Here is a 23,667-nt window from a genome sequence, read left to right as displayed (position 1 = left end):
TAGATTAGCGCCGCCGAAAGGCTGGCGGAAGTAAACTATCCGTCGACGCGCGGAGCCCCTGCCGCCATTTCGACGAAAGCCGGGCGCTCAGCCCTTCTTCGTCTTGCCCTTGTCCTTGCCGCCGGTCTCGGCGCTCTTCTCGGCCTTGGGATCGGCAGCGATGCCGTTGGCGACCCGCACCGACAGCAGACTGTTGAGCTTCGCCTTGAAATTGGCGAGGTCGCGACCGGCGAGCTGCTGGACCGTCGTGAACTTCATCGAGGTTGGGTTGATCGCCTTGCCGTTGCGATACATCTCGTAATGGAGGTGCGGCCCGGTCGACAGCCCGGTCGAGCCGACATAGCCGATCAGCTCACCCTGGCGGACGTGCTGGCCGGCCTTGGCGATGATCCGGCTCATATGCGCGTATCCGGTAGCGATGCCGCCGGCATGGTTGAGGCGGACATAATTGCCATGGCCGCCATGCCGCCCGGCGAAGGTGACGACGCCGTCGCTCGCCGCGACGATCGGCGAGCCCATCGGCGCGCCGAAGTCGACGCCCTGGTGCATGCGCGAGAAGCCGAGGATCGGGTGGAAGCGCATCCCGAAGCTCGAGGTGAGATGGCCCAGCACCGGCTTGCGCATCACGCCCTTGGTCTCGCCGACGCCCGACGCCTCGTACCACTGGTCGCGGTTGCCGTTCGCCCATTTGACCATCTGGATCTTCTTGCGGCCCTCGGTGATGCCCGCGAACATCAGGCTGCCGACCTTGACTTCGCCGGTTTCGGCGCGGGCATGCTCGATGATCGCGTCGAAACGCGCGTCGGAGCCGATGCTGCGCATCGACAGTTTCTGCGAGATCGCCTTGATGAAGGCCTCGATCGCATCGGCGGGGACGCCGGCCGCGCGCGCCGAACGATAGAGGCTGGAGCCGACCCGACCCTGGATGCGCAGCGGCGTATGGTCGACCGCGATCGGGATGCGCTTGAGGCGGAGGGCACCGTCGACGCGCTCGACCGCGAGCTTGAGGTCGAAGCGCGCGCGGAAGTCGAGTGTCTCGAGCGGACGCGGATCGCTCTTCACCTCACGGCGGCCGAGCACCAGGTCCATCCGGGTGCCCGCGCGCAGGTCGTCGAGCGGGACCGCATCGGAGACCATCGACGCGACCTTGCCAGCCTCCTCGCGCGAGACGCCGGCGCGTTCGAGCACGCGGGCGAAGCCGTCGCCCTGGCCGATCGTCGCCGAAAGCTCGACGCGTGGCCGCTCGGGCGTGTCGGTGAGCGGCTCGACCGCGGCGGTCGCGGCGATACGCTGGCCGGTGTCGCCACCCAGGCCGAGCGGCGCGATGCCGAGGGTGCGCACCTGTTCCTGATGGGCGGCGGTCATCGGCGGTTCGGCGATGAAGCCGATCGGCTTGAAGTCGGGCGCCATCATGCCTGCGGCAGTGCACAGGCCGAGGCAGGTGAAGAGGCCGCGGAACCATTCGCGCGATCCGATCCGCGCACCGAGATCGACGACAAGGTCGGCGCCGGCGAGCCGGTCGACGGCGCCGCCGATCGGGCTGTCGATCAGCCGGCCGATCGCCGGGAAGCGGTTCGCCCGGGCGACGACGAGCGCACCGCGGCTACCGCCGCCCGCATAGCCCTGTGCCGAAAGATCCTGACCGTCGCTGCGGAACAATGTCCCACGCCCCCCTTTGAGAATCGCCTATCTGCTTGCCCTGACGAGACAATTTCTGGGTCAGGCAGGATCAGTCTGCCCGACTATGGTTAAAGTCAAACTAATCCCACGGCTCGCCAGCGGCTTATGCGACGAATCGAGTCATTTCGGCCGTGAGTCGAGTCGCGGCCCCGTTTCGCGCTTGCGTTCGTCACAGGGAGAGCCAATCTAGTCGACATGGCCAGCTTCAGTGCCCAGCCGGTGGTCGCCGTGCTGGGCCCGACCAACACCGGTAAGACGCATCTCGCGATCGAGCGGATGTGCGGCCATTCGAGCGGGATGATCGGCTTCCCGCTGCGCCTGCTGGCGCGCGAGGTCTATGACCGGGTGGTCGCGATCAAGGGCAAGGAAAGGGTCGCGCTGATCACCGGCGAGGAGAAGCTGGTCCCGCCCAACGCGCAATATTTCCTGACCACGGCGGAATCGATGCCGATAAGCCCCGGCCTGTTGGCCGGCGGCGACAAACAAGGTGATAGAGACTATGCCTTCGTCGCGCTCGACGAGGCGCAGCTCGGCGCCGATCCCGAACGCGGCCATGTCTTCACTGACCGGCTGCTCCGCGCGCGGGGCCGCGAGGAGACGATGATCCTGGGGTCGGAGGCGCTGCGCCCGATGATCCGCGCGCTGGTGCCCGATGCCGAGATCATCGGCCGGCCGCGCTTCTCGACCCTCACCTATGCGGGCGCCACCAAGCTGTCGCGCCTGCCGCCGCGCTCGGCCATCGTCGCCTTCTCGGCCGAGGAGGTCTACGCGGTGGCGGAGATGCTGCGCCGGCTGCGCGGCGGCGCGGCGGTGGTCATGGGCGCGCTCAGCCCGCGCACCCGCAACGCGCAGGTCGCGATGTTCCAGGCGGGCGAGGTCGACTATCTGGTCGCAACCGACGCGATCGGCATGGGCCTGAACATGGACGTGGCCCATGTCGCCTTCGCCTCGCTGCGCAAGTTCGACGGTCGCCGGGCGCGGCGCCTCACCATCTCCGAAATGGCGCAGATCGCCGGCCGCGCCGGGCGCCACCAACGCGACGGCACCTTCGGCACGCTCGCGCTCGAAGGCGGCAGCAGCGCGCGCTTCGAGGACGAGGAGGTCGATGCGATCGAGGCGCACCACTTTCCGCCGATCGATCATCTCTACTGGCGCGAGGGCGCGCCGTCGCTCGCCTCGGTCGACGCGCTGATCGCCGATCTCGAGCGGCGTCCGGACCGCCCGGTGCTGCGCGCCGCGCCGCAGGCGATCGACCTGTCGGTGCTCAAGCGCCTCGCCGAGGAGGACTGGGTCCGCGAGCGGGCGCGCGGCAAGCCGATGATCGCCCGGCTATGGGCTGCCTGCGGCCTGCCCGATTTCCGCAAGACCGGGCCCGAGCCGCACAGCCGTCTCGTCTCGCGCATCTTCCGTCATCTGAGCGAGGGCAGCGGCCACCTGCCCAAGAACTGGTTCGCCGACGAGCTGGCCCGGCTCGACAGCGTCCAGGGCGACGTCGAGACGCTGGCCGACCGCATCGCCGGGGTGCGGACCTGGGCCTACATCGCCCATCGCGCCGACTGGCTGGCCGACGCCGACCATTGGGCGGAGCGCACCCGCGCGCTCGAGGAGAAGCTGTCGGACGCGCTCCACCAGCGGCTGACCCAGCGCTTCGTCGACCGGCGGACCTCGGTGCTGATGCGTGACCTGGGCGCAAAGGGCGGCGACCTAGCGTTGCCGGTCAAGGTCGACGACGAGGGCATCGTCACCGTCGACGGCGAAGCGATCGGCCGGCTCATCGGTTTCCGCTTCAAGCCCGACCATCTCGCCCGCCATGGCGACATGAAGCGATTGATGGCGGCGGCCGAGCGGCGGCTGGGCAGCGAACTCGCATCGCGGGCCCGGCAGCTCGCCGCAGACGAGGACGGCCATTTCTCGCTGGCGACCGACGCGGGCCGGCCGGTCGCGATCTTCTGGCGTGGCGACGTGGTGGCTCGGCTGGAGAAGGGCCGCACCCTGCTCACCCCACGCATCCGCCTCCACCGCGCGCTCGACCCGCTGAGCCCGGCCGACCATGCCGGGGTCGAGCAGCGGCTGGCCGCCTGGCTCGAAGGACGCATCCAGCGCGAATTGAAGCCGCTCGCCCGCTATTTCGAGGCGGCGCGCGATCCCGCCTGCCCGCCGTCGCTGCGCGCACTGCTGGCGCCGCTGGCCGAAGCGGGCGGGATCACCGCGCGCGCCGGCATCGCCTCCGCGATCGAGCATCTCGACCGGGAGGGTCGCTCGCGTGCCGAGCGGCTCGACGTCAAGCTCGGCACGATCGACGTCTATTCGCCGACCCTGCTCAAGCCCGAGCCGACCCGCTGGCGGATCGCGCTGTTCGCGGCGGCAGAGGGGCAGTTGATGCCCGAGCTGCCGGTGCCGGGCGCGGTATCGATGGCGACTCCGGCCGACACCGCCGCCTGCGAGGCGATGGTGCGCGCCGGCTATCGCGCGCTCGGCGCGCAGATGCTGCGCGTCGACCTGGTCGAGCGGCTCGCCCGGATCGCACATGATTCGCGCAGCGGCCGCGCGCCCTTCACTCCCGACCCCGGCCTCGCCACCTCGCTCGGCCTGCGCCACGCCAGCTTTGCGCAGCTCATGCTGGCGCTAGGTTTCCGTGCCGCGTCGCCCGCCAAGGGAGAGATCGCGGCCGAATCCTGGGTGTGGAAAGGCAAACGCGAGCCGCGCAAGGAACGCCCGGCCCGGCCCGGCAACGCCTTCGGCGCGCTCGCCGAGCTCTATCCGGGGATGCCGTCGCGCAATGCGGCTCGATAAGTTCCTCTGGTTCGTGCGGCTGGCGAAGACCCGGACGCTCGCGCAGGAGATCGCCGAGGCAGGCCATATGAGGATTGACGGACGGGTGATCGACCGTGCCCATGCCGCCGTCCGTGTCGGCAACGTGCTGAGCTTCCCGCTGCACGGCCGGGTGCGCGTGATCCGGATCGAGGCGCTGCCCGCGCGGCGCGGCCCCGCCCCCGAGGCGCAGGCCTGCTATACCGATCTGTCGCCCCCGCCTGTTGACGAGGGACGAGCCGCGACCTAACGGGGGCGCGTTCGCCAGAACCCCGATCCGATCCGGGCGGGGTATCGCGGTGTTGATTGGGTGGGCCCGCCGCATGGACAGCCGGGCCCAAGGGAGTTGCAATGACCTACGTCGTCACCGATGCCTGCATCCGCTGCAAGTATATGGATTGTGTCGAAGTGTGCCCGGTCGACTGCTTCTACGAGGGCGACAACATGCTCGTCATCAATCCGAGCGAGTGCATCGATTGCGGCGTGTGCGAACCCGAATGCCCGGCCGAGGCGATCCTGCCCGACACCGAGTCGGGGCTCGAGCAGTGGCTGGAGCTGAACAACACCTTCGCCGCGCAATGGCCCAACATTACCCGCAAGCGGGAGGCCCCGGCCGACGCCGACGAGTGGAAGAATGTCGAGGGCAAGTACGAGAAGCATTTCTCGCCGGAGCCCGGCCAGGGGGACTGACCCCCTTCCGCACCTGCGAAATAGCCTGAAAAACGGGGCTGGCCCCGGCGAAAAGCCCGAGATGCTGGCTTTTCGCTTACCGATGTGTTACAAGATTCGTGTCCGGGCGCGATCCAACGCGCCTGCAACAAGGAACCTGTGACTCGCCGTATCGGATTGCCGTCGGCCGCTGGGGGAGGGCGGATCAGACGGGGCCTGTGCGGCACCCCAAAGAAAGGTCTGCTAAATGGCTGCCAAGGCGCTGAGCTTCGTCGTCGGCGATTATGTCGTTTATCCCAAGCATGGTGTCGGCCGCGTGGTCGAACTGCAAAGCCAGGAAATCGCGGGAGCCAAGCTCGAACTCTACGTCCTCCGTTTCGAAAAGGAGCGGATGACGCTGCGCGTCCCCACCAACAAGGCCGAAGCCGTCGGCATGCGCAAGCTGTCGTCGAGCGTGACGATGGGCGAAGCCCTCACCACGCTGAAGGGCAAGCCGAAGATCAAGCGCACCATGTGGTCGCGTCGCGCCCAGGAATATGAAGCGAAGATCAACTCGGGCGACCTCGTCTCGATCTCGGAGGTCGTGCGCGACCTGTTCCGGGCCGACGACCAGCCCGAGCAGAGCTATTCCGAGCGCCAGATCTTCGAAGCGGCGACCAGCCGCCTCGCCCGCGAGCTCGCGGCGATGGAAGCGGTCGACGAGCCGACCGCGCAGGAGAAGATCCTCGACATCCTCCGCAAGGCGGCTGCGATCCACAACAAATAAGCGTCCTTCCTCCGGAAGAGGCGGAAAGGGGCGGTCCTTCGGGATCGCCCCTTTTTCTTTCGAGCCAGCGCTTCTCCTTCGGTTCGTCGCGACCGGCTTGCGGCAGCCGCAGGGAAGCCGTATTATTTCGATAATACAGCTTCATGGAGAGTCCGATGCACAGATCGATCACGGCCCTGCTCGGCTTGTCCCTCGCCGCTGCCGCCGCGCTGCCGGCCGAGGCCGCCACCCGGTCCTTCCCAGTCTCGGACTTCGTCAAGATCAGGGTCGAGGGCCCCTTTACGGTGCGGGTCCGCACCGGCGCCAAGGTCTCGGTCCGCGCCAGCGGCCCGGCGAACGGGATCGACCGGCTGGTCGTCGAGCCCCGCGGACAGATGCTGGTGGTGACGTCGGAGAAGGGCTGGGACTGGAACCCGCTGCACTGGAACAGCGGCAAGGTGGTGGTCGACGTAACCGTGCCGATGCTCGAGGCGGCCGAACTGTCGGGGCCGGGCGACCTGACGATCGACCGGATCCGCGCCACCGCCTTCTCGGCGGTGCTCTCCGGCCCCGGCGACCTGACGGTGGGACGGCTCGACACCAGCCGGCTCAGCGCGAAGCTGAGCGGGCCCGGCGACCTGACGATCACCGGCAAGACCGGCCGCGCCGACGCTTCGCTGAGCGGCCCGGGCGACATCCGCGCCGCTGGTCTTGCGGTCGACCTGCTCACCGCGACGCTGACCGGCCCCGGCACGATGAGCATCGGCCCGACCCGCGTCGCCCGCGCCACCCTGACGGGTCCAGGCGATATCCGCATCGCCGGCCGGCCGAGCTGCACGGTCAGGAAGACAGGGCCCGGCAGCATCAAGTGCGGGGGATGACGGCGGTTCGCTCTAGAGCATCGTGCGGTTTATCTGGACCGCTCATCCTGAGGAGCCATTGAGCGAAGACGAAATGGCATCTCGAAGGACACAGTATCCTTCGAGACGGGCCTTCGCCGAGGCTCAGTCCTTCCTCAGGATGAGCGGACGGATGCGTCACATCAAACGCTCGGCGCCCTAGATCAGCCCCATCGCGGCCAGTTCGGCGTGCAGCGCCACGGGAATCTGGCTCCCCGCCTCCCCGCCTTCGGGCAGGTCCTTCGGCGCATCCTCGGCGCTCAGGTAGCGCCAGCCCTGATGGGCGCGGCGCGGGCGGGGCTCGACCGGGATCAGTACCGGCGCCAGCACGATGCCGCAGCGCCCGCCCTCCAGCTCGCTGAAGCCGACCAGCGGCTGACGCAGGCCGAAGCGATGCTGCGATATCCAGTAAAGCGACCCGCCGGCCATCTCGTCGGCGCGCTTGGGCATGTAGCGGGTGGTGAGGACGATCTGCTCGCCCCGCTCGATCCGGGCCGCCAGCCGCGCGCGCAGATCGTCGAAGCCGTCGCAGCCATAGGCGATCTTGGTGATGTTGAGCGGGCTCATGCCGTCCATATCGGGACGATCCGCGCCCTGATCAACCGTGCAGCCCCCACAGCGCGGCGAGTCCGAGGAAGGAGAAGAAACCCATCACGTCGGTCGCGGTGGTGACGAACACGGCCGAGGAAACGGCCGGGTCGGCCCCCGCCTTGTCGAGGCAGACCGGCACGAGGATGCCCGCCAATCCCGCCGTGATATTGTTGATGATCATCGCCAGGCAGATGACGATGCCGAGATCGGCATTGCCGTAGATGAGGTAGACCGACACCCCGAGCAGGCCGCCGATGCACAGGCCGTTGGTGATGGCGATGCGGAATTCGCGCAGGATCATGCGCGCGGTGTTCGACGAGGTGAGCTGGTTGAGCGCGAGCGCGCGGACCGCCACGGCCATCGTCTGGGTGCCGGCATTGCCGCCCATGCCGGAGACGATCGGCATCAGCACCGCGAGCACGACGAGCTTGGCGATCGTGCCCTGGAACAGGCCGACCACCGAGGCCGCGATCACCGCCGTGCCGAGATTGACGATCAGCCAGCTCAGCCGGACCTTGACGGTCTGGAGGATCGGCTCGTTGATGTCGCCGTCGCCCGCGCCGGACAGCTTGAGGATATCCTCGCCGGCCTCCTCCTGGATGATGTGGACGATGTCGTCGACGGTGATCATGCCGACCAGCCGGCCGGCGGGATCGACCACCGCGGCGGAGATCAGCGCATATTTCTGGAAGCGGAGGGCGACCTCCTCCTGGTCCATGTCGACCGGGATCAGCGTCTGCTCGCGCTGCATCACGTCGCCGATCGCGATCCGGCGCGGGGTGCGCATCAGCCAGCTCAGCTTGCAGGTGCCGATCGGATGATGCCCGGCATCGACGACGAACACCTCCCAGAAATCGGTGGTCAGGTCCTCGTTGCCGCGCAGATAGTCGAGCACGTCGCCGACCGTCCAATGCTCGGGCACCGCGATCAGGTCGCGCTGCATCAGGCGGCCGGCGGATTCCTCGGGATAGGATAGCGCCTCTTCGATCGCGGCGCGATCGTCGGGCTCCATCGCGCGCAGCACCGCGCGCTGCTCCTCCTCCTCCAGCTCCTCGATGATCGCGACCGCGTCGTCGGTGTCGAGCTGGGTGGCGATCTCGGCCACCTCGTGCGGGGCGAGCGCGTCGATCAGCTCGTCGCGCACCCATTCGTTCATCTCGGCCAGCACGTCGCCGTCGAGCATCTCGGCCAGCGCGGTGGCGAGCGGGCGGCGCATGTCCTGCGGCGCCAGCTCGAACAGGTCCGCGATGTCGGCCGGATGGAGCGGGCGGACCAGCGCGCGGGCGCCCTCGACGTCGCCCGCCTCGACGGCAGCGATGACCGCGTCGATGAAGGTCGACTTCAGCCGGTCGTCCTCGTCGTGCAGGGTCTGGGCGGGGGCCGGGGTATCGACGGTCTCGGGTTCGGTTTCGCTCATGCCGTCCTCCGCCTTTCGAGCCGCGCAGCCGCCCGTCTAGGCGTCACGCGCGGAAACGGCAATGCGGAACCGGCCGCTAATCGGCCAGCGCGGCGAGGCTTTCGCCGCTGCCCTTCGGCGGCCGTTCGGGCCGCAGCAACAACACCAGCGGCAGCAGCGCGACCACCACCCACATCATCACCCAGAAATCGTTGATATAGGCGATCATCATCGCCTGGCGGTTGACCTCGGCCTCGGCCACCGCGGCGATCGGCGCATCGAGGCTGTTGCCGGCCCAGATCCGCGACAGGTGCAGCGACATCCCGCCACCCGACGATATCCGGGCACCGAGTTCGGCATGGTTGACCTGGACGTCGTGCGCCAGCAGCCCCGAGAAGATCGCCAGCATGATCGACGATCCGGTGTTGCGCGACAGCGAATAGAGCGCCGCCGCCTCGGTGCGGTGCGAAAGCGGCGCGCTCGACATGGCGGTGAAGTTGAGCACCGTCATCGACAGGCCGGTGCCGAAGCCCTGCAACACCCCAGCCCAGATGATCAGGTGCTGGTCCATCTCCATGTTGAAGCCGGTCTGGACATAAAGCGAGGCGACGACGATGCAGACCCCGAGCGCGACCTGGAGCCGGCCGTCCATCCAGCGGGTGAACTGCCCGCCGAGGAAGATGCCGACCGTCATGGCGATGCCGCGCGGCAGCATCATCTCCCCCGCCGTCGCGACCGGATAGCCGAGCAGTTGGACGAAGAGCTGCGGCAGCAACGCGTTGCTGGCGATGATCGTCGGCATCAGCACGAAGGCCAGCACCATCGCGCCGGAGAAGCTGGGATTGGCGAACAGCCCCGGAGAGATGATCGGATGCCGCGAACGACGGAGATGGAAGATCAGCATCCAGAAGGCGGCGATGCTGATGCCGAATTCGGCGATGATCTCGGGTGAATCGAGCCAGTCCTGCTGGGTGCCACGGTCGAGCGCGAGCTGAAGCGAACAGAGCGCGATCGCGATCATGATGAAGCCGGCATGATCGAACGACCGCCGCACCGACGGAAACTGGGGCAGGCCGAAGAAAACGCCGGCCAGCGCGACGATGCCGACCGGCACGTTGACGAAGAACACCCAGCGCCAGTCGAAGGCGTCGGTCAGATAGCCGCCCAGCACCGGCCCGACGATCGGCCCGACCATCGCGCCGATCCCCCACATGGTGATCGCCCGGACCTGCAGCGACGGCGGATTCATGTCGTAGAGGAACGCCTGCGACATCGGCATCAGGAAGGCACCGAAGAAGCCCTGCGCCAGCCGGCAGGCGACCATCATCGGCAGCGAGGTCGCCGCGCCGCAGAGCATCGAGCTGACCGTGAAGCCGAGGACGCAGACCAGGAACACCTGGCGGCGGCCGAAGCGGCCGGTCAGCCAGGCGGTGAGCGGCGTTCCGACCGCGGTCGCCATGATGTAGGAGGTCAGCACCCAGGTGACCGTGTCGGGCGTGGCGCCCAGCGCCGCTTGCATGTGCGGCAGCGCCACGGTCGCGATCGTCTGGTCGAGCACGACGAGGATCGTCGCGGCCATGATCGCCGTTGTCACGATCATCTTCGGAATGGGAGCGATCGGAACGACCGCGACGTCGCGCTGCTGGCTGGTTTCCGACTCCGTCACCCGCCCCGTTTATCGCTGGACGTGCCCCGGCGGAAGCCGGCACGGCCCGCCGTCCACACGGCCCGGCAATCATCGCTCGCCTTGCAGGGAAGTTCCCGATAGGGACGGGCCCGAGATTCGCTTGCCGACAGGAGAAGATGATGGCCGCCGATCCCGAGAACACCCTGATCCTGACGCTGGATGGCGGCGACGTCGTCATCAACCTGCGTCCCGACCTCGCCCCCGGCCATGTCGATCAGATCAAGACCCTCGCCCGCGAGGGCTTCTACGACGGCGTGGTGTTCCACCGCGTGATCGACGGCTTCATGGCGCAGGGCGGCGACCCGACCGGCACCGGCATGGGCGGATCGGACAAGCCGAACCTGAAGGCCGAGTTCAGCCGCGAACCGCACGTCCGCGGCGTCTGCTCGATGGCGCGCAGCTCGAATCCGAACAGCGCCAACAGCCAGTTCTTCATCTGCTTCGACGACGCGCGCTTCCTCGACGGCCAGTACACCGTCTGGGGCGTGGTCGAATCGGGCATGGAGCATGTCGACGCCCTTCCCAAGGGCGAGCCGCCGCGCACGCCGGGCAAGATCGTCAAGGCGCGCATCGCCGCCGACGCCTGAGAAGGCCGGACATCGCGAAAAGGGAAAGGCGGGGGCGACGCTCCCGCCTTTTTCTTTGACCTTGGGAATCCCCCTCCCTGCAAGGGAGGGGCCAGGGGTGGATGACGGAACCAAGGGGCTCGACGCCCCTTGGTGGAGTTTCACGGAACGACCGAGGACGCTCGCTCCGCTCGCGATCCACCCCCATCCCCTCCCTGACAGGGAGGGCAGCCACCGTCACGCCCCCGCGAACAGCCAGTCGTGGAACAACCGCACCGCGCGGGTCGACAGCGCCGGACGGCGGCAGGCGAACCAATAGCCGTAGGGGCTTTCGACGCTGTCGTCGAACAGGCTGGCCAGGCGGTCGTCATGCGCGTCGTCGAGATGGCTCTTGAGCATGAACGCCACTCCCAGCCCCTGCGCTGCCGCATCGAGCATGAGCTGCCCCGAGTCGAACAGATCAACCGCCGCCGGCTCGATATCTGGCCGGCCGAGCGCTTCGCGCCACATGTTGAACAATTCGGGCATGTCGCGATGGAGGAAAATCGTCAGCCGGCCGATATCGTCCAGCTTGCTGACTGGATAGCGGCCGGTCAGCAGCGACCGGTTGACGATCGCGACCGCGGTGTCGCGGTCGATTCGCCGCGAATAGAGGCTGGAATCGATGTCGCGCGCCAGCACGATCGCCGCGTCGACCCCTTCGCCGAGTCGGGCGAGAGCATGGCTGGCGGTATCGATGTCGATGTGCAGTTCGGGATGGCGTTCGCGCAGCTCGGGCAACCGGCCCATCAGCCGTTGCGAGGCGAATAGCGGCATCACCCCCAGCCGCAGCCGCAGCAGCTCGCTTTCGCCCGAGGTCGCATCGATCGCCAGGGTGAGCTGGTCGAGCGCCGGTGCGATCCGCGACAGCAGCTTCTCCCCTTCGGTCGACAGGATCATCGCCTGGTGGCGCCGCTCGAACAGGTTGCGGCCCATGAAGCGTTCGAGCGCCTGCACGCGCCGACTGAGTGCCGGGGAGGACAATGCCAGCTCCTCGGCGGCGGCCTTGACCGAGCCGAGCCGGGCAACCTGGACGAAGGCCTCGATCGCGGTCAGTGGGGGCAGTCTTCGCATGCATGCCTCCATCCAGGCGGATTCACGTTGCAATGCAAAATGAAGCATCGCCCTTTCGAAACCCGCGCCGTCCTTCTTATAAACGACGGATTATTGGGATTTCAAGGTTGCAAATGTTGCAATCATCCGAACCAACTGCGCATTTGCTAAAATTGATGCCGCAGCGCAAAAAGAACGGGCCTTTCAGGCATCCTCTCCTAAAAACTTTACGGCCGGTCCCCAGGGATCGGCCTTTTTTTTCGTCCGCCACGCAACCGGGCGGCGGTTCGGGCGGTTGAGGGATCGTCCTGTCGTATCCGTAACGGCCGACGCTTGCCTTTGGTGGCGGCATTTGCGAACGAGGATGTAGAGGATCACAGCCCGTCCGGGCCAGCTATGGGTGAGTTTGATGGCAGATCAGGCGCTTGGCAGCAGCGTTGACGCCAGCAGGTCATCCGCCTCGATCAACCCTTTCGCCCTGTTCTTCCGGGAATTCCTGCGCCATCCGGTGATGATCGGCTCGATCATCCCGTCGTCGCGGCGGACGATCGATGCGATGCTGGCGCCGGTCGACTGGAACCGCACGAGGCTGTTCGTCGAATATGGCCCCGGGGTCGGCACCTTCTGCGGAACCATCCTCGAGCGGCTGCCCGCCGACGCGACCCTGCTGGTGATCGACACCAATCCGGTCTTCATCGACTTCCTGCGCCGCAAATTCTCCGACAGCCGCTTCGTCGCGGTCCACGGATCGGCCGCCGACGTCAACGAGATCGTCGCCGCGCACGGCTTCGAGAAGGCCGACTATGTCCTGTCGGGCCTGCCCTTCTCGACCCTTCCCGGCGGCGTGGGACCGGCGATCGCCGAGGCGACCCACCGGGTGCTGGCGCCGGGCGGCTCGTTCCTGGTCTATCAATATTCGGCCTATGTGCTGTCGCTGCTCGAACCTCTGTTCGAGTCGATCGACCGTGACCTCGAATGGTGGAACATACCCCCCTGCGGCCTGTTCTGGGCGCATAAGGCCGCCGCGGAATAGGCGCTTTCCGGGCGCGCATGCCCATTTTCCTTTACATTCGGGCCCCGGCCTGATAGCCGCGCCCTCTTTCCGATTTCCCAGTTACAGCGGAGCGTTTCATGGCGCGCGTCACCGTCGAGGATTGCGTCGACAAGATTTCCAACCGGTTCGACCTGGTGCTGATGGCCGCCCAGCGGGCGCGCCAGATCTCGGGCGGGGCCGAACTGACGATCGATCGCGACCGCGACAAGAACCCGGTCGTCGCCCTGCGCGAGATCGCCGAGCAGACCGTTACGCCGGAGGAACTGCACGAGGCGGTCGTCTCGACCCTGCAGCGCGTGCGCGTCGACGACGACGATGCGCCGGACGAGATCGGCTCGCTGGCCGCGTCGGCCGAGGCGCTGCGCCTCACCGCCGCCGCTCCGCCGCGCAACCAGAATATCGGCGGCGACTACGAATAAGCCGCTTCGTCGTCCAGCGACGGACCTTTCGTGACGACCCGCCAGCCCCCGGCCGGCGGGTCGTTTGCTGTCTGATGCATTTAGGTCCCATTTTGTGGCTGAACGGCCACAATTTTCCGCTTTTGCCAGTTGCATCGGCGTGGGCCGAAACCCCATCATGATAGCGTGCTGAGACAATATGAACTCGTCGATCGGGTGTTGAGCTACGATCCGGACGCGGATGAGGCCCTGCTCAACCGCGCCTATGTGTTTTCGATGCAGGCGCACGGCAGCCAGAAGCGCGCCAGCGGCGATCCCTATTTCAGCCACCCGATCGAGGTGGCGGGCATCCTGACCGACCTGCGGCTCGACGACGAGACGATCGCTACCGCGATCCTCCACGACACGATCGAGGACACGGTCGCCACCCCCGAACAGATCGAGAAGAGCTTCGGCCCCTCGGTCGCGCGGCTGGTCGACGGCGTCACCAAGCTGTCGAAGATCGAGGCGCAGACCGAGAATGAACGCGCCGCCGAGAATCTGCGCAAATTCCTGCTCGCCATGTCGAGCGATATCCGCGTGCTGCTTGTCAAGCTGGCCGACCGGCTCCACAACATGCGCACGCTCCACCATATCCCGTCGGAGCAGAAGCGTCGCCGCATCGCGCGCGAGACGATGGACATCTACGCCCCGCTCGCCGAGCGGATCGGCATGTACGAGTTCATGCGCGAGATGCAGACGCTCGCCTTCCAGCAGCTCGAGCCCGACGCCTATGCGTCGATCACCAAGCGGCTCAAGCAGCTCAACGAGGGCGGCGGCGACCTGATCTCGCGGATCAGCTCGGGCCTCAGGCTCCAGCTCGGCCGCGCCGGCATCCAGGCCGAGATCCAGGGGCGCGAGAAGCACCCCTATTCGATCTGGAAGAAGATGGCCGAGCGGCACATCAGCTTCGAGCAGCTCTCCGACGTGATGGCGTTCCGGGTGATCGTCGCCGACATCGACGAATGCTACAAGGCGCTGGGCGTGCTCCACCGCCGCTGGCCGATGGTGCCAGGCCGCTTCAAGGACTATATCTCGACCCCGAAGCGCAACGGCTACCGCTCGCTCCACACCTCGATCATCCATTCGGAGAAGATGCGCATCGAGGTGCAGATCCGCACCGAGGAGATGCACGCCGAGGCCGAATATGGCTTGGCCGCGCACTGGGCGTACAAGCAGGGCAAGCCGGCCGGCGAGCAGGGCAACCATAGCTGGATCCGCGACCTCGTCGACATCCTCGAACATGCCGACAATCCGGAAGAGCTGCTCGAGCATACCCGGATGGCGATGTATCAGGACCGGATCTTCGCCTTCAGCCCGACCGGCGAATTGATCCAGCTCCCCAAGGGATCGACCGCGATCGACTTCGCCTATGCCGTCCACACCGACGTCGGCGACACCACGGTCGGGGCCAAGATCAACGGCCGGGTGGTGCCGCTGCGCACCCTGATCGAGAATGGCGACCAGGTGCAGATCCTCCGGTCGAAGGCGCAGGAGCCGCAGGTCGAATGGCTGACCTTCGCCTTCACCGGCAAGGCGCGCGCCGCGATCCGCCGCTTCGTCCGCCACAAGGAGCGCGAGGAGACGATCGCGCTCGGCCGTAAATTCTACGACGAGATCATCCGCCGCATCCCTGCCCCGCTCGGCCCCGAGGCGCTGCCCGAGGCGCTCAAGCGGCTCAAGCTTCCCGACGAGGAGGCGCTGATGGAGTCGATCGCGCGCAAGCTGATCGACGACGCGACGGTGATGGACGCACTGATGCCGGGCAGCGCCGAGAAGGCCGGCGTCAAGCGGCGCGAGACCGGCCAGCGCGAGGCGATCTCGATGAAGGGACTGACCCCCGGCGTCGCCTTCCAGCTCGCCGAATGCTGCAACCCGGTGCCGGGCGACCGCATCATCGGCGTGCGCCGGCCCGACCATCCGGTCGAGGTCCACACGATCGACTGCAGCAAGCTGGCCGAGCAGCAGGACGCCGACTGGGTCGACCTTGCCTGGGGCGACGGATCGGACGGCGGCACCGCGCGGCTGACCGTGATCGTCAAGAACGAGCCGGGCGCACTCGGCATCATGTCGGGCATCCTCGGCGCGCACCACGCCAACATCGTCAACCTGTCGCTGTCGCACCGCGATGCGGCGTTCCACACCTATGACGTGACGATCGAGGTCCACGACGTCCAGCACCTGATGAAGATCATCGCCGCGCTGCGCGCCGCCGACGCCGTGTCGCAGGCGGAACGGACCCCGGCGGGCTGAACCCTCGCCAGCGGATTGGCTTGGCGTCATGGCTGTCGTAGGGACGTCGGCCATGAGCGATATCCTGCACGAGGCCGGCGACGAGGCCGACATCCTGATCGTAGGTGCCGGGCCGGTCGGCCTGGCGCTGGCGGCTGACCTGGCCCGGCACGGGCGGCGGCCGGTGGTGATCGACGGCAAAGGCGAGATCAGCTGGAGCAGCCGCGCGATCTGCCTGTCGCGCCGCAGCCAGGAGATCTTCGACCGGATCGGCGCCGGCCCGGCCTTCGCCGCCAAGGGGCTGCCCTGGTCGCGCGGCAAGACCTTCTACCGCGACCGCCTCGCCTTCGAGCTGGAGATGCCGTTCGCGCCCGAGGACCGGCACGCGCCGTTCATCAACCTCCAGCAATATTATAGCGAGCAGTTCCTGCTCGACGCGGCCGAGCGCGCCGCCGGCCCCGGCGTCGTGCGCTGGAACCATCTCGTCCGCGCGGTCGAGCCCGGCCCCGACCATGTCATGGTCGAGGTCGAGGGGCCCGAGGGCGTCCGGCGGGTGAAGGCCGGCTGGGTGGTCGCCGCCGACGGCGCGCGATCGGTGGTCCGCCAGGCGCTGGGCCTCAAGCTCCAGGGCGACTCCTACGAAGGCCGCTACCTGATCGCCGACATCGAGGTCGCCGGGGTCGAGCGGCCGGTCGAGCGCCACGTCTGGTTCGATCCACCGTCCAATCCGGGATCGACCGTCATCCTCCACGTCCAGCCCGACGGCATCTGGCGCATCGACATCCAGCTCCGCGACGAGGATGGCGACGAGATGCTGGAGGAGGAACGCCTGCTGCCGCTGCTCCAGGCACAGCTCGACATGATGGGGGTGACCGCGGGCTGGACGCTGGTCTGGAAGAGCATCTACCGCGCCCATGCGCTGACCCTCGACAGCTACCGCCACGGCCGGGTGATGCTGGCCGGCGACGCCGCGCATCTCGTGCCGATCTTCGGCGTGCGCGGCCTCAATTCCGGGATCGACGACGCCCACAACCTCGCCTGGAAGCTGGCGCTGGTCGCCGCCGGCGCCGCGCCGCCCGCGCTGCTCGACAGCTATTCGGCGGAGCGAGTGCGCGCGACCCGCGAGAATCTGGCCGCCGCGACCAAGAGCACCTGGTTCATGTCGCCGCCGAGCGAGGGCTTCCAGCGGATGCGCGACGCGGTACTGTCGCTGTCGGGCCGGCATCGCTGGGCGAGCGAGCTGCTCAACCCGCGCCAGTCGACCGCCCATGTCTACGACGCCTCGCCGGTGATCGCGGTCGACGACGACCCCGCGGGGGTCCGCCCCGGCGCGGTCCTGCCCAACCTGCCGGTCCGGATCGACGGCCGCGACGTCCACCTTCATGACACGCTCGCCGCGACCCGCTTCACCCTGCTGCTGTTCGCCGACCATCTGCCCACCAGCGCCGCGCCCGCCCCGACCGACGACCTCGCCGTCGTGGCGATCCGTGGCGACGACGCCCTCGCGCGGGCCTTCGCCGCCGATCGCCATCCGGTCTATCTGGTGCGCCCCGACGAGCATGTCGCCGCCCGGCTCACCTCGGCCGATCCGGCCGCGATCGCGGCGGCGATGGACGTCGCGACCGGGCGGACGCCGCGCGACACCGCCGGGGCGCCGCCGGTCGTGCGCAACGACACGCCGCTCGAACGGATGTACGCGGCGATCGCCGCCAGCCTGCCCGATGGCGGCGACGAGGCGGCCGACACGCTCGCACAGCTCTGCCTGCTGCTGTGCAACGACGCCGCCGATCCCGAGCGCGTGCTCGACCTGATCGCTAGAGCATAGAGCATTATATCTGACCCGCTCATCCTGAGCAGGGACTGAGCTTGGCGAAGGCCCATGTCGAAGGACTTTCGAGCGCCGGAAGCCCTTCGAGACGGCATTTCGACTACGTTCGATGCCTCCTCAGGGTGAGCGGACGTGGCTGCGTCGGATATAACGCTCGATGCGCTACGCCGCCCGGAAAGTGACGACCAGCACGTCGCGATAGGCGGGCCGGCCGGAATCGATCGGCACGATCGGGGTCACCGCATGGTAGATGCGGTGATCGTCGATCAACACCGCATCGAATGGCTCCGCGAGACAGAAGGAGCCGATCTCGCGCCGGTCGGGCCCGTGGATCTTGGTCACGCCCTCCTCGACGTTGTGGCGCGCGACCAGCATCACCAGCACCCAGTCGACCCCGTCGCGGTGAAGCCCTTCCGGCGTCGGCAGGCCGGCCATGTCGGCGGCGGCCTCGATCCGGAACTGGTGGACCTCGACGTGCCAGCCGGTTTCGGGTCGGGCCGAGAGGCCGGTGAAGACCCGGTCGGCGAAGCCGATCACGCCTTGCAGGGCCGGGCCGGCGGCGATGTCCGGCTCGACCGGCTCGAACCAGCGTTCGATGCCGCCGTTGAGCATGTTGTAGTCGCGGCTCTGGTAATGCGGTTGATGCGGCTTGCGCACGACCTCCCGCCCGACCGCGAAGACCGCGTGCCGCCGCCGCCGGTAGCGCCCCCCGTCTGCCATGAAGCGATCGTCGCCGAGCCGTTCCCAGCTCCGCGCGAAGCCGGCGAAATCGGCGACCGCCGCTTCGAGCAGCAGCGCCCGCATCTCCGCCGCCTCGATGATCGCGAAGCCGTCGCGGCGAAGCGAGGTCGGGTCGAAGGCGGGCGGGGCGTCGGTCTGGGGCTGCATGCGCCCCCTATGCGCCGATTGCTCCCCTCCGCCTAGGCCCCGACCAGGACGCGCCGCTGCTCCAGCCCGAAGAAGCGGCTCGCATTGCCGGCGAGGATCTTCGCCTTGACGGCCTCGTCGAGGGCCGACCCGAGCACCAGCGCGCCCATCTCCTTCTCGCCGAGCGGGAAGGGATAGTCGGTGCCGAACAGCACCCTGTCCTCGCCCATCACCTCGACCAGCAGCTTCAGCGCGCCCGCGTCGAACACCGCCGCATCGACATGGAAGCGATCGAGATAATGCGAAGGCGGGTGCGGGCAGTCCTTGCGGACGATGTCGCGCTCATGCCACGCATTCTCGGCCCGGCCGAGCAGATAGGGGAAGCTCCCCCCGCCATGCGCGAAGCAGAGCTTCAGATCCCCCGGCAGCCGCTCGAACGCCCCCGACAGGATCAGGCGCAGGATCGAGAGCTGGGTCTCCGCCGGCATCCCGACGAGCCACGGCAGCATATAGTCGCGCATCCGCGGCGAACCGGTGCCGATCATGTCCCAGGGATGGACCAGCACCGCGGCACCGAGGCTCGCGCAATGCTGCAGGAAGACGAGGATGCCCTCATCATCGAGGTCGCGGTCGCCGACATGGTTGCCGATCTGCACGCCGACATGGCCGGCGGCCATCGCCCGCTCCAGCTCGCGGCAGGCGGCGTCGCTGTCCTGGAGCGGCACCTGGCAGAGCACGTCGATCCGCCCCCGGCCCTGCTCGCGCAGCTCGATCGCGGCGTCGTTGAAGATGCGCGCGACCTCGGCCGCCTGGTCGACCGGACGGTCATAGGCGAACAGCACCGGCGTCGCGCACATGATCTGGTGGTCGACGCCGTGGCGGTCCATCTCCTCCAGCCGGACCGCCATGTCCCAGCAGGCGTCGTAGACCGGCCGGAACGGGCGATCGCCGATCATCACCGTCGCCCGCCGGTCACCCTCATGCCGCATCCACGGCCATTCCCCGCCGAAGCGCGCCGACAGGTCGGGCCAGCTATGCGGGAAGAAATGCGAATGGATGTCGATCAGCCGCGGCGGCGCCATCAGAGCGTCACCCAGCCGGCCGGCGGCGCCTTGCCGGGATGCACCTCGCCGCAGGCGCGGCAGGTGCGCCGCTCCTCGCTGGCGTAGAAGGCGTCGAACAGCGGCGGCAGGTCCGCGACGATATCCTGCAGCGCGACCTCGACCCGGTCGACCTGCGCGCCGCAGCCGAAGCAATACCAGACGAAGCCGTCGAGCATGCCGGGCCGCCGCTCGCCCTCCAGCACCAGCCCGATCGAGTCCGGGTCGGGCCGCTGCGGCGAATGGGGGATGTGCGGCGGCAGCAGGTAGACCTCGCCCTCGCCGATCCGGATGTCGCGCACCGCACCGTCCTCATGGACCTTGAGGATCATGTCGCCCTTGAGCTGGTAGAAGAATTCCTGGACGGGATCGTCGTGGAAGTCGGTCCGCCGGTTGCCGCCGCCTATGATCTGGACGATCATCCCGGACTTGTCCTCGAACAGCAGCTTGTTCGACACGGGCGGCTGGAGCAGATGCCGGTTGTCGGCGATCCACTGGTCCAGCCGGAAGGGCGCGACCGCTTTTTCGTTCATGTCCTGGTTCCCCGATGGTTCGGAATATGGGCAACCGCCTTCATCTCGATCAGCAGCAGCGGATGGGGCAGCTGATGCACCGCGACGGTGGTCCGGGTCGGCCCGTTCTCCGAGAAATATTCGCCATAGACGGCGTTGTACCCGCCGAAATCATGCATGTTGACGAGGAAGGTGGTGATATCGACGATGTCGGCCAGCGTTCCGCCGGCCTCCTGCAAGATCCGCTCGATGTTGAGGATCACCGCGCGGGTCTGCTCGACGATGTCGACCCGCGTCACCCCCATCGCGTCGGCCTCCGCGCCCGCGAAGCTGTTGTCGGGCCGGCGACTGCTCGTCCCGGACACGAACACGAAGTCGCCCGCACGGCGGAAATGCGGGAAGCGGCCGCGTGGCCGCGCGGCGCCGGCGACCAGCCCGCTCATGCCCCGCCCCCGACGCTGAACGAGACCATGCCGAGCCGTTCCACTTCGAGCGAGATGTCCTGGCCGGGGGCAAGCGCCACCGCCGCCGTCGCCGCCCCGGCGAGGACGACCGACCCGGCGGCGAGCTCCCCGCCGAGCGCGCCATGGCTTTCGACCAGCCGCGCCGCCGCGACCAGCGACCGCACCGGATGGCCGAGCAGCGCCGCGCTCGACGCGCAATGGCACGGGCGCCCGTCGACGCTGAAGATCATCCCCAGGTTGGACAGGTCGATCGACGGCGACGCCCAGGGCCCGATCACATAGGCCGCGCTCGAGCAGTTGTCGGCGACCACGTCGGTCAGGGAGAAGCGGAAGCTGCGGAAGCGGCTGTCGATGATCTCGATCGCCGGCGCGACCGCCGCCACCGCATTGAGCGCTTCGATCGCGGTCACCCGGCCGGCCAGCGGCTTGTGCAGCAGGAAGGCGATCTCGGGCTCGGCGCGCGGGTGGATGAAGCGCGAGGCGTCGAGCCGGTCGCCGTCGTCGACCTGCATGCCGCGGGTCAGCCGTCCCCAGATCATGTCGGAGACGCCCATCTGGGCCATCTTGGCCCGGCTGGTGAAGCCCATCTTCATGCCGATCACGCGGTCGCCCCCGGCCAGCCGGTGCTCCACCAGCCGCGTCTGCACCCGATAGGCCTCGTCGATGTCGATGCCGGGATCGAACTGGGGGACCGCCTGCCGGTCGAGCCTCGCTCGTTCAAGCAGCGCCGCGCGGTCGATGCCGGTCATGCCCTTGCCTCCCCGAAAACGGCGCGGACCGATCCGAGCCCGGATATCCGTGCCTCATAGACCTCGCCCGGCGTCGCCGCGACCATCGGGCCCAGCGCGCCCGACAGCACGACATCGCCAGCGCGCAGCCCCTCGCCCTGCCGCGCCATCGTCTCCGCCAGCCACAGCACGGCGTTGAGCGGGTTGCCGAGGCAGGCCGCGCCGGCCCCGGTCGAGACCGGCTCGCCGCGATGGTCGAGCCGCATCCCGCAGCAGCGCAGGTCGAGGTCGCGCAGCGGGCGCGGCGACCCGCCCAGCACGAACGCCCCGGCCGACGCATTGTCGGCGATCGTGTCGAGAATGCCGATGTCCCAGTCGGCGATGCGGCTTCCCACCACCTCGATCGCCGGCAGCGCGAAGGCGATCGAGCGGACGATGTCGGCGACGGTCAGCCCGGTTTCCGTGACGTCGCGGTCGAGGACGAAGGCGATCTCCGCCTCGACGCGCGGTTGGAGGACCATGCCGGCCGGGATCTCGGCCCCGTCGGGGATCGCCATGGCGGCGAGCAGCGTTCCGAAATCGGGCTGGTCGACCCCGAGCTGCTTCTGCACAGCCGGGCTGGTCAGCCCGATCTTGCGGCCGACGATCCGCCCGCCCGAGGCGGTCGCGATCTCCACGTTGCGCTTCTGGATCGCATAAGCGGTGGCGATATCGGCGTCGGCGATCCGGTCCCGGACCGGCGGGCAAGGGCGGCCGCTCGCCGCGGCGTCGCGCAGCAGCGCGGCCACCTGTTCGACGGGCGCGTTCACAGCTTCACGCAGATGTTCATCGGCTCGCCGTAGAAGGCGAGCGAATGCGCGCCCCCTTCGCGGCCGAGGCCGGACAGGCGGACGCCGCCGAACGGCGTGCGCAGGTCGCGCAGGAACCAGCTGTTGACCCAGGCGATGCCCGTTTCCATCGCGCGGGCGACGCGATGCCCGCGCGAGAGATTCTCGGTCCAGATCGCCGCCGCCAGTCCATAGCGCGTGTCGTTGGCGAGCATGATCGCCTCCTCCTCGATGTCGAACGGGGCGACATGGGCGACCGGCCCGAACACCTCTTCCTGGAGCAGCCGGGCCGTCTGCGGCAAGCCGGTCAGGATCGTCGGCTCGACCCAGCAGCCGCCGTCGAGCGCGTCCCCCAGCGACGGCACCCCGCCGCCGGTCACGACGATCGCCCCCTCGTCGCGCGCCAGCGCATAATAGGACAGCACCTTGTCGCGATGCTCGCGCGAGATCAGCGGCCCCAGCGTGGTCGCCGGATCGTCGGGCATCCCCGACGCCAGCCGTTCGGCCCGTTCCTTGAGGCCCTGCACGAACCGGTCGAAGATCGGCCGCTCGACATAGACCCGCTCGGTGCACAGGCAGACCTGCCCGCAGTTGAGGAAGGTCGAGCGCGCGACGCCGTCGAGCGTCTTTTCGAGGTCGCAGTCGGCGAACACGATCGCAGCATTCTTGCCGCCCAGCTCGAACGAGATCGGCCGCACGCCCTCGGCGGCGGCGCGCATGATCGCCGCCCCGGTCCGCGTCTCGCCGGTGAAGGTGATCGCGTCGACGCCGGGATGGCGCGTCAGGAATTCGCCGGTAGCCTCGGGCCCATGGCCATGGACCAGGTTGAACACGCCTTCGGGAAGGCCGACCGCATGCATCACCTCGGCCAGCAGCGTCGCGGTGGCGGGCGTCTCCTCCGATGGTTTTGCGACTACGCAATTGCCCAGCGCCAGCGCCGGCGCGATCTTCCAGGTCAGCAGCAGGAAGGGCAGGTTCCAAGGCGAGACGATCGCCACCACGCCGTGCGGCTTGCGGATCGTATAGTTGATCGCGCCGGCGCCGTCGGGGGTCTCGGTCTCGAAGAACTCGCCCGAGTCCGCGCCGACGAGATCGGCGAAGGTGCGGAAATTGGCCGCGCCGCGCGGGATATCGAGGGTGCGCGCCTGGCTCTCGGGCCGCCCGGTGTCGAGAATCTCGGCCTCGACGAACGCGTCGAAGCGGCGCTCGATCTCGTCGGCGATGCGGTGCAGCAGCCGGCGGCGCGTCGACAGCGGCGTCTCGCGCCAGCCCGGCGCGGCCGCTCGCGCCGCCGCGACGGCCTCGTCGACGAGCGCGGCGCCCGCCTCCTCGACCTCGGCGATCCGCGATCCGTCGATCGGGGAATATTTGGCGAAACGCGATACGCCCGAACGCCAGGCACCGTTGACGTAGCAGGACAGGCTGCGCGGCGGCCGGGTGCCGAGGATGGCCTTGAGTCTCGTCTCCATGGCCCGACTATAG

At 68.3% G+C, this 23,667-nt stretch carries 22 protein-coding genes; 10 read left to right on the top strand and 12 right to left on the bottom strand.

Annotation, left to right across the window (positions count from 1 at the left end; all coding sequences use genetic code 11):
* Positions 1–87 precede the first annotated feature (87 nt).
* Positions 88–1,659 carry a M23 family metallopeptidase gene (locus B5X82_RS03965; RefSeq protein WP_079646761.1) on the bottom strand — a complete coding sequence of 524 codons (1,572 nt, stop codon included), beginning with the start codon at positions 1,657–1,659 and terminating at the stop codon, positions 88–90.
* A gap of 216 nt (positions 1,660–1,875) precedes the next feature.
* Between B5X82_RS03965 and B5X82_RS03960 the strand changes: the two genes are divergently transcribed.
* The 5 genes from B5X82_RS03960 to B5X82_RS03940 all read left to right on the top strand — a co-directional run bounded on the left by B5X82_RS03960 (position 1,876) and on the right by B5X82_RS03940 (position 6,786).
* Positions 1,876–4,473 carry a helicase-related protein gene (locus B5X82_RS03960; protein WP_079646759.1) on the top strand — a complete coding sequence of 866 codons (2,598 nt, stop codon included), beginning with the start codon at positions 1,876–1,878 and terminating at the stop codon, positions 4,471–4,473.
* A complete protein-coding gene (locus tag B5X82_RS03955) occupies positions 4,460–4,741 on the top strand; it encodes an RNA-binding S4 domain-containing protein (RefSeq protein WP_079646757.1) in 282 nt (93 codons plus the stop codon). Before B5X82_RS03960 ends, B5X82_RS03955 begins: the two co-directional genes overlap by 14 nt.
* A 101-nt stretch (positions 4,742–4,842) precedes the next feature.
* Positions 4,843–5,181, top strand: a complete 339-nt coding sequence (gene fdxA / locus B5X82_RS03950) for a ferredoxin FdxA (RefSeq protein ID WP_012049723.1) — start codon at positions 4,843–4,845, stop codon at positions 5,179–5,181.
* Between the two features lie 226 nt (positions 5,182–5,407).
* Entirely contained in the window at positions 5,408–5,926 is a 519-nt protein-coding gene (locus B5X82_RS03945; RefSeq protein ID WP_012049722.1) for a CarD family transcriptional regulator, read from the top strand.
* A gap of 155 nt (positions 5,927–6,081) precedes the next feature.
* A complete protein-coding gene (locus B5X82_RS03940) occupies positions 6,082–6,786 on the top strand; it encodes a head GIN domain-containing protein (RefSeq protein WP_235862589.1) in 705 nt (234 codons plus the stop codon).
* Positions 6,787–6,963: 177 nt separating this feature from the next.
* On the opposite strand, the gene B5X82_RS03935 is transcribed toward B5X82_RS03940, so the two are convergent.
* From B5X82_RS03935 to B5X82_RS03925, 3 genes are all read right to left on the bottom strand, one after another.
* Positions 6,964–7,380: a DUF1489 family protein gene (locus B5X82_RS03935; RefSeq protein ID WP_079646755.1), complete on the bottom strand. Its 417-nt coding sequence runs from the start codon at positions 7,378–7,380 to the stop codon at positions 6,964–6,966.
* Positions 7,381–7,402: 22 nt separating this feature from the next.
* Positions 7,403–8,812, bottom strand: a complete 1,410-nt coding sequence (gene mgtE / locus B5X82_RS03930) for a magnesium transporter (protein ID WP_079646754.1) — start codon at positions 8,810–8,812, stop codon at positions 7,403–7,405.
* Positions 8,813–8,888: 76 nt separating this feature from the next.
* On the bottom strand, positions 8,889–10,457 hold the full coding sequence (locus tag B5X82_RS03925; protein ID WP_223811042.1) for a DHA2 family efflux MFS transporter permease subunit: 1,569 nt from the start codon (positions 10,455–10,457) through the stop codon (positions 8,889–8,891).
* Between the two features lie 140 nt (positions 10,458–10,597).
* On the opposite strand from B5X82_RS03925, the gene B5X82_RS03920 reads away from it, so the two are divergent.
* Positions 10,598–11,065, top strand: a complete 468-nt coding sequence (locus B5X82_RS03920) for a peptidylprolyl isomerase (protein WP_079646753.1) — start codon at positions 10,598–10,600, stop codon at positions 11,063–11,065.
* A gap of 216 nt (positions 11,066–11,281) precedes the next feature.
* Here the strand turns inward: B5X82_RS03920 and B5X82_RS03915 are convergent, their stop codons facing one another.
* A complete protein-coding gene (locus tag B5X82_RS03915; protein ID WP_079646752.1) occupies positions 11,282–12,157 on the bottom strand; it encodes a LysR substrate-binding domain-containing protein in 876 nt (291 codons plus the stop codon).
* Between the two features lie 388 nt (positions 12,158–12,545).
* Here B5X82_RS03915 and B5X82_RS03910 point away from each other — a divergent pair, with 388 nt between their 5' ends.
* From B5X82_RS03910 to B5X82_RS03895, 4 genes are all read left to right on the top strand, one after another.
* Positions 12,546–13,169, top strand: a complete 624-nt coding sequence (locus B5X82_RS03910) for a class I SAM-dependent methyltransferase (RefSeq protein WP_079646751.1) — start codon at positions 12,546–12,548, stop codon at positions 13,167–13,169.
* A gap of 98 nt (positions 13,170–13,267) precedes the next feature.
* Positions 13,268–13,609 carry a DNA-directed RNA polymerase subunit omega gene (gene rpoZ / locus B5X82_RS03905; RefSeq protein WP_012049713.1) on the top strand — a complete coding sequence of 114 codons (342 nt, stop codon included), beginning with the start codon at positions 13,268–13,270 and terminating at the stop codon, positions 13,607–13,609.
* Between the two features lie 165 nt (positions 13,610–13,774).
* A complete protein-coding gene (locus tag B5X82_RS03900; protein ID WP_079646749.1) occupies positions 13,775–15,880 on the top strand; it encodes a RelA/SpoT family protein in 2,106 nt (701 codons plus the stop codon).
* Positions 15,881–15,932: 52 nt separating this feature from the next.
* Positions 15,933–17,684 (top strand): FAD-dependent monooxygenase, encoded by a 1,752-nt coding sequence (locus tag B5X82_RS03895; RefSeq protein ID WP_079646748.1) that lies wholly within the window; start codon positions 15,933–15,935, stop codon positions 17,682–17,684.
* Positions 17,685–17,849: 165 nt separating this feature from the next.
* Here B5X82_RS03895 and B5X82_RS03890 read toward each other — a convergent pair whose 3' ends face one another.
* Genes B5X82_RS03890 through B5X82_RS03860 form a run of 7 tightly spaced genes read right to left on the bottom strand, consistent with a single transcriptional unit; the run spans position 17,850 to position 23,654 of the window.
* Positions 17,850–18,575, bottom strand: a complete 726-nt coding sequence (locus B5X82_RS03890) for a 2OG-Fe dioxygenase family protein (protein WP_079646747.1) — start codon at positions 18,573–18,575, stop codon at positions 17,850–17,852.
* A 32-nt stretch (positions 18,576–18,607) separates the two neighbouring features.
* Entirely contained in the window at positions 18,608–19,636 is a 1,029-nt protein-coding gene (locus tag B5X82_RS03885; RefSeq protein WP_079646746.1) for an amidohydrolase family protein, read from the bottom strand.
* The gene (locus tag B5X82_RS03880; RefSeq protein ID WP_079646745.1) at positions 19,636–20,187 is read right to left on the bottom strand and encodes a 3-hydroxyanthranilate 3,4-dioxygenase; all 552 of its coding nucleotides are present in this window, start codon (positions 20,185–20,187) and stop codon (positions 19,636–19,638) included. Before B5X82_RS03880 ends, B5X82_RS03885 begins: the two co-directional genes overlap by 1 nt.
* Complete coding sequence (locus B5X82_RS03875) at positions 20,184–20,609, bottom strand: RidA family protein (RefSeq protein ID WP_079646744.1); 426 nt, start codon at positions 20,607–20,609, stop codon at positions 20,184–20,186. The genes B5X82_RS03880 and B5X82_RS03875 overlap by 4 nt, the downstream gene beginning before the upstream one ends.
* The gene (locus tag B5X82_RS03870) at positions 20,606–21,379 is read right to left on the bottom strand and encodes a 2-keto-4-pentenoate hydratase (RefSeq protein WP_079646743.1); all 774 of its coding nucleotides are present in this window, start codon (positions 21,377–21,379) and stop codon (positions 20,606–20,608) included. The genes B5X82_RS03875 and B5X82_RS03870 overlap by 4 nt, the downstream gene beginning before the upstream one ends.
* A complete protein-coding gene (locus B5X82_RS03865) occupies positions 21,376–22,167 on the bottom strand; it encodes a 2-keto-4-pentenoate hydratase (RefSeq protein WP_079646741.1) in 792 nt (263 codons plus the stop codon). The genes B5X82_RS03870 and B5X82_RS03865 overlap by 4 nt, the downstream gene beginning before the upstream one ends.
* On the bottom strand, positions 22,164–23,654 hold the full coding sequence (locus tag B5X82_RS03860; protein WP_079647309.1) for a 2-hydroxymuconic semialdehyde dehydrogenase: 1,491 nt from the start codon (positions 23,652–23,654) through the stop codon (positions 22,164–22,166). Before B5X82_RS03860 ends, B5X82_RS03865 begins: the two co-directional genes overlap by 4 nt.
* Positions 23,655–23,667: the final 13 nt, after the last annotated feature.

Origin of the sequence: Rhizorhabdus histidinilytica (genome assembly GCF_900167915.1) — a bacterium.
Taxonomy (GTDB): Bacteria; Pseudomonadota; Alphaproteobacteria; order Sphingomonadales; family Sphingomonadaceae; genus Rhizorhabdus; species Rhizorhabdus histidinilytica.
This window is presented reverse-complemented; position numbering and strand designations above follow the sequence as displayed.

Bases quoted from the DNA above. Each gene is read 5' to 3' on its own strand.
- B5X82_RS03885 (WP_079646746.1), bottom strand. From the start codon at position 19,636: ATGGCGCCGCCGCGGCTGATCGACATCCATTCGCATTTCTTCCCGCAT.
- B5X82_RS03895 (WP_079646748.1), top strand. From the start codon at position 15,933: ATGAGCGATATCCTGCACGAGGCCGGCGACGAGGCCGACATCCTGATC.
- B5X82_RS03860 (WP_079647309.1), bottom strand. From the start codon at position 23,654: ATGGAGACGAGACTCAAGGCCATCCTCGGCACCCGGCCGCCGCGCAGC.
- B5X82_RS03915 (WP_079646752.1), bottom strand. From the start codon at position 12,157: ATGCGAAGACTGCCCCCACTGACCGCGATCGAGGCCTTCGTCCAGGTT.
- mgtE (WP_079646754.1), bottom strand. From the start codon at position 8,812: ATGAGCGAAACCGAACCCGAGACCGTCGATACCCCGGCCCCCGCCCAG.
- B5X82_RS03945 (WP_012049722.1), top strand. From the start codon at position 5,408: ATGGCTGCCAAGGCGCTGAGCTTCGTCGTCGGCGATTATGTCGTTTAT.
- B5X82_RS03910 (WP_079646751.1), top strand. From the start codon at position 12,546: ATGGCAGATCAGGCGCTTGGCAGCAGCGTTGACGCCAGCAGGTCATCC.
- B5X82_RS03955 (WP_079646757.1), top strand. From the start codon at position 4,460: ATGCGGCTCGATAAGTTCCTCTGGTTCGTGCGGCTGGCGAAGACCCGG.
- B5X82_RS03870 (WP_079646743.1), bottom strand. From the start codon at position 21,379: ATGACCGGCATCGACCGCGCGGCGCTGCTTGAACGAGCGAGGCTCGAC.
- B5X82_RS03960 (WP_079646759.1), top strand. From the start codon at position 1,876: ATGGCCAGCTTCAGTGCCCAGCCGGTGGTCGCCGTGCTGGGCCCGACC.
- B5X82_RS03875 (WP_079646744.1), bottom strand. From the start codon at position 20,609: ATGAGCGGGCTGGTCGCCGGCGCCGCGCGGCCACGCGGCCGCTTCCCG.
- B5X82_RS03880 (WP_079646745.1), bottom strand. From the start codon at position 20,187: ATGAACGAAAAAGCGGTCGCGCCCTTCCGGCTGGACCAGTGGATCGCC.
- B5X82_RS03890 (WP_079646747.1), bottom strand. From the start codon at position 18,575: ATGCAGCCCCAGACCGACGCCCCGCCCGCCTTCGACCCGACCTCGCTT.
- B5X82_RS03940 (WP_235862589.1), top strand. From the start codon at position 6,082: ATGCACAGATCGATCACGGCCCTGCTCGGCTTGTCCCTCGCCGCTGCC.
- rpoZ (WP_012049713.1), top strand. From the start codon at position 13,268: ATGGCGCGCGTCACCGTCGAGGATTGCGTCGACAAGATTTCCAACCGG.
- B5X82_RS03935 (WP_079646755.1), bottom strand. From the start codon at position 7,380: ATGGACGGCATGAGCCCGCTCAACATCACCAAGATCGCCTATGGCTGC.
- B5X82_RS03920 (WP_079646753.1), top strand. From the start codon at position 10,598: ATGGCCGCCGATCCCGAGAACACCCTGATCCTGACGCTGGATGGCGGC.
- fdxA (WP_012049723.1), top strand. From the start codon at position 4,843: ATGACCTACGTCGTCACCGATGCCTGCATCCGCTGCAAGTATATGGAT.